The following is a 6,932-nucleotide window of genomic DNA, read 5'->3' on the forward strand; positions in this document are numbered from 1 at the left end:
CCTGACAAACCCCACCGACGCTTCCGGCGCGCCCTGCCGGCGTGACCCAGCACACGAACCGGTGCGGAACGGCGCAGCCGCCGCCGGTGTTGAACCCGGCATGGCGCAGCTGACGATGTACTCGACGACGTGGTGCGGCTTCTGCCGCCGGCTCAAGCTCCAGCTCGACGAGGCGGGCATCGAGTACCGCGAGATCGACATCGAGCGGGACCCGGACGCCGCGCGGTTCGTCGAGGGCGTCAACGGCGGCAACCAGACGGTGCCGACGGTGCTGTTCCCGGACGAGACCACCGCGACGAACCCGAGCTTCGCCGAGGTGAAGAAGCGGCTCACCGCGGCCTGACCCGCGCCGCACGGCCCCGACCGGACTCCTCCGGCCGGGGTCGCGACGTTCTCGGCGCCGCGCCCGCTCCCGAGCCGGCCCGGCGTGCCCGCTGCGGCCGGCGCGCTCAGCCCTGCGCCGCCCACGAGTCGAGCATCGAGCGGGCGATCGACACCCGCCCCGGCAGCAGCACCAGCTTGCCCTCCGAGTCCGCCCGGGCGCCCCAGTCGCCCTTCTCCATCGCCGCCCGCAGCTCCGCGCGGGTGACCCAGATGGCCTCCTCGATCTCGCCGTCGGCGGGCCGCAGCGGCTGGTCGGGGTCCGCCCGCGCCTGGAACCCGATCATCAGGGAACGCGGGAAGGGCCACGACTGGCTGCCGAGGTAGCCGACCTCCGTGACGTCGACGCCCACCTCCTCGTGGATCTCGCGCATCACGCAGGCCTCGAGCGACTCCCCCGCCTCGACGAAGCCGGCGAGCACCGAGTAGCGCCCGGGCGGCCAGACCGGCTGGCGGGCGAGCAGGACGCGGTCGGCCCCGTCGTGCACCAGGCAGATCACCGCCGGGTCCGTGCGCGGGTACTCCTCGTGCTGGTGCGCCTCGCAGCGCCGGGCCCAGCCGGCGTTGTGCGGGTGGGTCGGCGACCCGTCCCGGGAGCAGAAGCGGGCGGTGTCGTGCCAGTTCAGGGCGGCGACGGCGCCGGTGAACAGGCCGGCGCCGAGGGCGTCGAGCTCGGCCCCGACGGCGCGCAGGTCCGCCCAGTCCGCCGGGTCGTCGCCCGCCAGGAGGTCCGGCCGGCCGCGGACGGCCCAGTAGGCGACGCCCTCCGCCTCGCCGAGCAGCACGGCGTCGCCCGGCGGGGCCGGTGCGACCTCCTCGGCCGGCCGGGTGCGCAGCACGGCACCGGAGCCGGCGGCGGCGTCCCAGGCCGCGGCGTCGCCCTCCCGGAACCGCGCCTCGGGCGCGGCCTCCCAGGAGACCGGGGTGCGCCCCTTCTCGTCGACGACGACCACGCGGGCGGTCGGCCAGGTGGCCTTCTGCCGGTCCGCATCGAGGCGCAGCGGCTCGTCCCGCAGCACGGTCCCCCGGGAGAGGACGGGCGGGGTGACCAGGCGGAACGTCATTCCACGCCTCCCAGCGCGTGCAGCCGCGGGCCGATCACCTCGGCGTCGCCCACGACGACGCCGGTGAACCGCTCGGGGGCGAAGTACTCGAGCGCCGTCTCGGCCACCTGCTCGGGCGTGACCGCCTCGAGCCGCACCGGGCGCTCCCGCAGCCAGTCGATCGACAGGCCCGCGGCGTCGAGCGCGGCGAGGGTGGACGCGAGCCCGCCCTGGCTGTCCAGCGAGATGAGCAGGGAGCCGATCGCGTAGCGGCGGGCCGCCTCGATCTCCTCCGCGGTGGGCGGGACGGCGACCATGCGGCCCAGCTCGTAGCGGGTCTCGAGCAGCGCGGCCGCGGTGACCTCGCTGGCGACGTCCGTCTCCACGCCCAGCACCGCCGCGCCGGGCACGAACTCGGCCCCGGAGTGGGCGCCGTACGTGTAGCCCTTGTCCTCGCGGATGTTCTCCATCCAGCGCGAGGAGAAGTAGCCGCCGAAGACGAGGTTGGCGAGCTGGAACGCCGCGTAGCCCTCCTCGTCCCGGCGCAGCGCAGGGGCGGTGAGCCGCAGCTGCGACTGCACCGATCCCGGCCGGTGCACCAGCTCCAGCGGGCCGGCCCCGGTGACGGGCGGCGAGCCCAGCTCGCGGGCCCGGCCGGCGGCCTCCCAGCCGCCCAGCGCCGAACCGACCGACGCGATCGCCTCGGCCGGGTCGATCTCGCCGACGAGCACGAGCGTGGACCCGCGCGGCACGACGCCCTCCGCGTGCAGCGCCCGCACCTCGCCGGGCTCGACGGCGGCGACCGCCTCGCCCGAGGGCATCTCCAGCGCGATCGGGTGGTCGCCGAAGCGCTTGCGCTGCAGGGCCTCGCGCGCCACCGTCCGGGGCTGGGCGCGGGCCACCGCGATCCGCTCGACGAGCCGCTCGCGCTCGCGCAGCAGCTCCGCCTCCGGGTAGGTCGCGCCGGTCAGCACGTCGGCGAGGACGCCGAGGACCGTCGGCAGCCCGTCGGCCAAGCCCGAGCCGTGCACCAGCAGCCGCTCCGGGTCCACGGCCACGCCGAGCTCGGCGCCGACGCCGGCCAGCTCGTCGTCGATCCCCACCCGGTCGTGGGTGGCGGTGCCGGTGAGCATGGCCGACGACAACAGCTCGGCCCGCGCGCTGTAGGCCGGGTCCGCGACCGCACCGGGTGCGGCGAACGGCACCCGCAGCCGCATCTCGACCATCGGCACGCCGGGCCGGTGCACGGCGAGCACCCGCAGCCCGGACGGCAAGGTCTCGGTGACGACCTCGGGCAGCGGGACCTCGCGCGTCGCGCCCAGCGCGGGCAGCGCCCGCGGGCCCGCCGGCGTCCGGCCGATCTCCTCGGCGGTGCGGTGCAGGGTGGGCGCGCTCATGCGCCGACCTCCTCACGGTTGACCGGCTCGGCGGGGTCCTCGCTGCCCGCCCCGCCGTTCGTCGGCTCGACCAGCAGCACGGCCCGCCCGGCCGAGCGCAGGGACTCGGCGGCGGACCGCACCTGCTCCGGCGTGACGGCGGCGATCCGCGCGGGCAGCTCCTGCGCGATCTCGGCGCGCCCGTAGAGCAGCTCGCGGGCGCCGAGGCCGAGCATCCGGTACATCACCCGGTCGTCCTCGTGGTGCAGGGAGGCGGCCCAGCGCGCGGACTGCCGGGCCAGCTCCTCGGCGCTCGGGCCCTCGGCCGCCAGCTTGTCCAGCTCCTCGTCGATCGCCCCGAGCACCCGCTCCGGGTCCACGGCGCCCGGGTGCACGGCGGTGATCGTGAAGGTGTCCGGGTCCCGCGCGTCGAGCGGGCCGCCCATCAGGCCGTTGCTGGCGCCGACGTCCGTGACCAGGCCGTCCGCGTGGACGAGGCGGCGCTGCAGCCGGGCCGCCTCGCCGTCGCCCAGGACCGAGGCGAGCAGCGCGTGACCCAGGTACTCCTCCAGCGCCGTCGACGGGTCCGGCACGCGGTAGCCGACGGCCAGGGCCGGCATGGGGGCGTGCGCGTCCGCCACGCTGCCGCGCCGCTCGGAACCCGGGATCGGCTCGCCGAAGGACGGGCGCTGCGGCGTGGGCCGGGCCGGGATGTCACCGAAGTGCTTCTCGACGAGTGCCAGCACCTCGTCCACCCCGCCGGCGGCGGCGAAGTCGCCGTGCACGGTGACCTGCGCGTTCCCCGGGGCGTAGTAGGTGTCGAAGAAGGAGGCGGCGTCGTCCAGCGTGGCCTGCTCGAGCTCGCTGAAGTCGCCGTAGCCGTTGTGCGCGTTGGGGAAGGTGTCGTAGAGGACCGGCGGCAACAGGATCCAGGGGAACCCGCCGTAGGGCCGGTTCAGGACGTTGAGCCGGATCTCCTCCTTGACCACGTCCACCTGGTTGCGGAGGTTCTCCTCGGTGAGCTTCGGGGCCCGCAGCCGGTCCGCCTCGAGGAACAGCGCGCGCTCGAGGGCGGCGCCGGGCAGCACCTCGAAGTAGTCCGTGTAGTCCTGGTGGGTGGAGCCGTTGAACACCCCGCCCGCGCCCTGGACCAGCCGGAAGTGCTCCAGCTTGGCCAGGCTCTCGCTGCCCTGGAACATCAGGTGCTCGAACAGGTGGGCGAAACCGGTGCGCCCCTCGGGCTCGGACCGGAAGCCGACGTCGACGTGCACCGCGACACCGACGACCGGGGTGGCCGGGTCGGGCGCGAGGAGCACACGCAGGCCGTTGGGGAGCGTGGCCCGGTGGAGTTCGGGAGCTGACACGAAATCGACCCTATCCCCGCACCCCGACAGTCCGCCGGACGATCGCCGCGTGGGCCCGCTCCCGGGACGCGGCCGCCGCGGCACGCGGGGAGCGACCCCCGCCGCGGGGTGGGGTCGGCCCCCGGCGGGAACGGGGGTGGCGATCAGACGGAGCGGGGGCCGACACGATCGTTCCGCGGGCCGTCGACCGGCAGAGTTCTCGGCATCGGAGGAACCACCCGGATCCGCCGCCCGACTTCCCGAGGAGCTCCCGATGGGCTGGAACAGCAAGCACGACGGCAACCACCACAACGACCACCACAAGGACTGGGACGACAAGCACCACGACAAGGACTGGGACCGGGACCACGACAAGGATCACGACCGGGACCACGACAAGCACGACTGGGACGACAAGCACCACGACAAGGACTGGGACCGGGACCACGACAAGGATCACGACCGGGACCACGACAAGCACGACTGGGACGACAAGCACCACGACGGCGGCTGGAACCACGACGGCGACTGGAACCACGACGGCGGCTGGGACCACGACAAGACCGACTGGGAGCACGACGGGGACCACGACCGGGACCACGACGGGTGCGACGACTGGAACGACCACGGCTCGCACGAGCACGCCTGGGCGCACTGAGTCCGCCACGTCCGGCCCGCACCGCGCGGCACGCCTCGGGGGGTGTGCCGCGCGGTCGGCGTTCTCGGGGCCGCGGACCCCGTCTCGCGGTGCAGCACGTCCCGACTCGCGGCGCTGGATCGCGCGACTCGCGGTGCGGGAAGTCCCGACTCGCGGTGCGGCACATCCCGACTCGCGGCGCCTTGTTCGCGAGTCGGGAGATCCGCGCGTGTGAGTCGGGAGATCCGGGCCCGTGAGTCGGGAGAAGTGGCGTGGCGGGTGGTTACGCCGGGGGGAGCACCACGAACTGGCGGAGGGCGAGGTCCGGGTAGGTGACCGGGCCGCGGGGGCCCGGGGTGTGGTCGACGTTGATGCCCGTCTCGGGGAGGCCCAGCAGCTTGTACCCGTCGAGCAGGCGGGTCGGGCTGTTCCAGAACACGCCGGTGCCGGTGTAGGCGTCGATGAACCGGTGCGCGACCGCCTCGTCCGCCGCGCAGACGCAGGCGGCCAGGCCCGAGGTCTCCCGGGCGGCGGTGAGCGCGGCCTCGACCGCGCCGTCGACGGGCGCGACCGTCACGTGCGCCTCGTTGCCCGGGTCGAGCGCCCACTCGTGACCCAGGGCGTGCGCGTGCGGCGGGAGGCTCAGCGTGATCCCGCGGTCCCGCAGCACCTTCTCCGCGACCGGCAGCAGCGTCTCGTACACCGGCCGGTCGATGAGCAGCAGGTTCAGCCGGTTGCACACGCCGAGCCGGTCCGTCGAGTCGTGCACCAGCCGCTCGACGACGGTCTCCTCGGCCGAGGAGTCCAGGTACAGCACCCCACCGCCGTCGGCGTGGGCGAGCACGCGGGTGCCCGCGGCGGCACCGAGCATCGACAGCTTGCGGGTGACCTCGCCGCTGCCCCGCACCACGACGAGCGGCACGAGGTCGGGCAGCCCGACGAGCGCCTCGGCACCGGCGTGCCCGGGCAGCGGGACCAGCTGCACCGCGTCCGCGGGGATGCCGTGGGCGGCGAGCGCGGGCGCGATCACCCGCTCGAGCAGCGCGGTCGCGCTGCCGAGAGCGGCGGCGCCGGTGCGCAGGACGGCGGCGCTGCGGGCCTTGAGGACCTGCGTGGCGACGTCGATCGTCACGTTCGGCCGGGCCTCGAACACCGCGCCGATCACGCCGACCGGGATGCTGCGCTCGAAGACCCGCTCGCCCGAGGGCAGGGTGCGGACGAACCGCTCCACCGGCGGCTCGGGCGTCTGCGCCAGCACCTCGAGCTGGGTCGCCATGTCCGCGAGCCGCTCGGGAGTGAGCCGGAGCCGGTCGAGCAGGCCGCCGGCCATGCCGTTGGCGGTGGCCGCCTCGACGTCCTTCGCGTTCGCCGCGAGCAGCTCGGAGGCCTCCTCGCGGAGCAGCCCGGCGGCCGTGCGCAGCGCGGCGTCGACCGCGGCGCCACCCGCCGCCCGCACACCCGGGGCGGCCGCGGCCGCACGCTGGGCGGCGGTCCGGACGGCGGCGAACTCGGGGGCTTCGGCGGCTGCGCTCACGCGACAACCGTACGACACGCCCGCCCCGGATGTTCCTGCTCCACCGGCGGGGACCGGTCGTGGCCGAGCGCTCCGGAAGCCGGCTCCACGACCGGCGGCGGAGCCACGCCTCACCACGCGGTCGCCGGTGGTCACCGGCTGCGGTACCCGGCGGCCACCCACGGCCGCGATCCACCGCGTTCGGTGATCAGGAGCTCGCGCACGAGGGAGGCGCGGCCGTCAGGCGGGCTCGGCGTGGACGACGATGTTGTCCTCGTACGAGCGCGTGCCCGGGTCGAACCGGCCGCCGCAGGTCACCAGCACGAGCCGGGGCGGGCCGGTGCGGGCGAAGGTGTCGGCGGGCAGGGCGGTCTTGGCGAACTCCCGCCGCGCGACGACGCGGTACCGGACCGCGCGGCCGTCGTCACCGGTCAGGACCACCGGCTCGCCGACGGCCAGCTCGGGCAGGACGGCGAGGACCCCGATCCCGGCGGTTCGCGAATCCACGTGCCCCGCGAGGACGACGGTTCCGGTCCCGGAGCCGGCGAGCGCCCCGGGCGCCCACCAGCCGACCGTCTGCGGCGGGTCGGGGACGACGAGGGCGCCGTCGGGCCCGGTGCCGACGGGGACGAACGGCGC

At 75.5% G+C, this 6,932-nt stretch carries 7 protein-coding genes; 2 read left to right on the forward strand and 5 right to left on the reverse strand.

Annotated elements, in window-relative coordinates:
• Nucleotides 1–100 precede the first annotated feature (100 nt).
• Nucleotides 101–343, forward strand: coding sequence for a mycoredoxin (locus tag ACFQH9_RS06290; RefSeq protein WP_379564938.1), 243 nt, complete (start codon nucleotides 101–103; stop codon nucleotides 341–343).
• A gap of 106 nt (nucleotides 344–449) precedes the next feature.
• Here the strand turns inward: ACFQH9_RS06290 and nudC are convergent, their stop codons facing one another.
• From nudC to ACFQH9_RS06305, 3 genes are read right to left on the reverse strand one after another with little or no spacing between them, the layout of a single operon-like run.
• A complete protein-coding gene (gene nudC, locus ACFQH9_RS06295) occupies nucleotides 450–1,445 on the reverse strand; it encodes an NAD(+) diphosphatase (protein WP_379564939.1) in 996 nt (331 codons plus the stop codon).
• Nucleotides 1,442–2,821: a M16 family metallopeptidase gene (locus ACFQH9_RS06300; RefSeq protein ID WP_379564940.1), complete on the reverse strand. Its 1,380-nt coding sequence runs from the start codon at nucleotides 2,819–2,821 to the stop codon at nucleotides 1,442–1,444. Before ACFQH9_RS06300 ends, nudC begins: the two co-directional genes overlap by 4 nt.
• Entirely contained in the window at nucleotides 2,818–4,164 is a 1,347-nt protein-coding gene (locus ACFQH9_RS06305) for a M16 family metallopeptidase (protein ID WP_379564941.1), read from the reverse strand. The genes ACFQH9_RS06300 and ACFQH9_RS06305 overlap by 4 nt, the downstream gene beginning before the upstream one ends.
• A 253-nt stretch (nucleotides 4,165–4,417) precedes the next feature.
• On the opposite strand from ACFQH9_RS06305, the gene ACFQH9_RS06310 reads away from it, so the two are divergent.
• Nucleotides 4,418–4,801 carry a hypothetical protein gene (locus ACFQH9_RS06310; RefSeq protein ID WP_379564942.1) on the forward strand — a complete coding sequence of 128 codons (384 nt, stop codon included), beginning with the start codon at nucleotides 4,418–4,420 and terminating at the stop codon, nucleotides 4,799–4,801.
• Between the two features lie 262 nt (nucleotides 4,802–5,063).
• Here ACFQH9_RS06310 and ACFQH9_RS06315 read toward each other — a convergent pair whose 3' ends face one another.
• Complete coding sequence (locus ACFQH9_RS06315; protein WP_379564943.1) at nucleotides 5,064–6,314, reverse strand: aldehyde dehydrogenase family protein; 1,251 nt, start codon at nucleotides 6,312–6,314, stop codon at nucleotides 5,064–5,066.
• Between the two features lie 219 nt (nucleotides 6,315–6,533).
• Nucleotides 6,534–6,932: class F sortase (locus tag ACFQH9_RS06320; RefSeq protein ID WP_379564944.1), on the reverse strand; the 399-nt coding region annotated here is incomplete at its 5' end.

It is taken from the genome of Pseudonocardia lutea, from assembly GCF_042658055.1.
Taxonomy (GTDB): Bacteria; Actinomycetota; Actinomycetes; order Mycobacteriales; family Pseudonocardiaceae; genus Pseudonocardia; species Pseudonocardia lutea.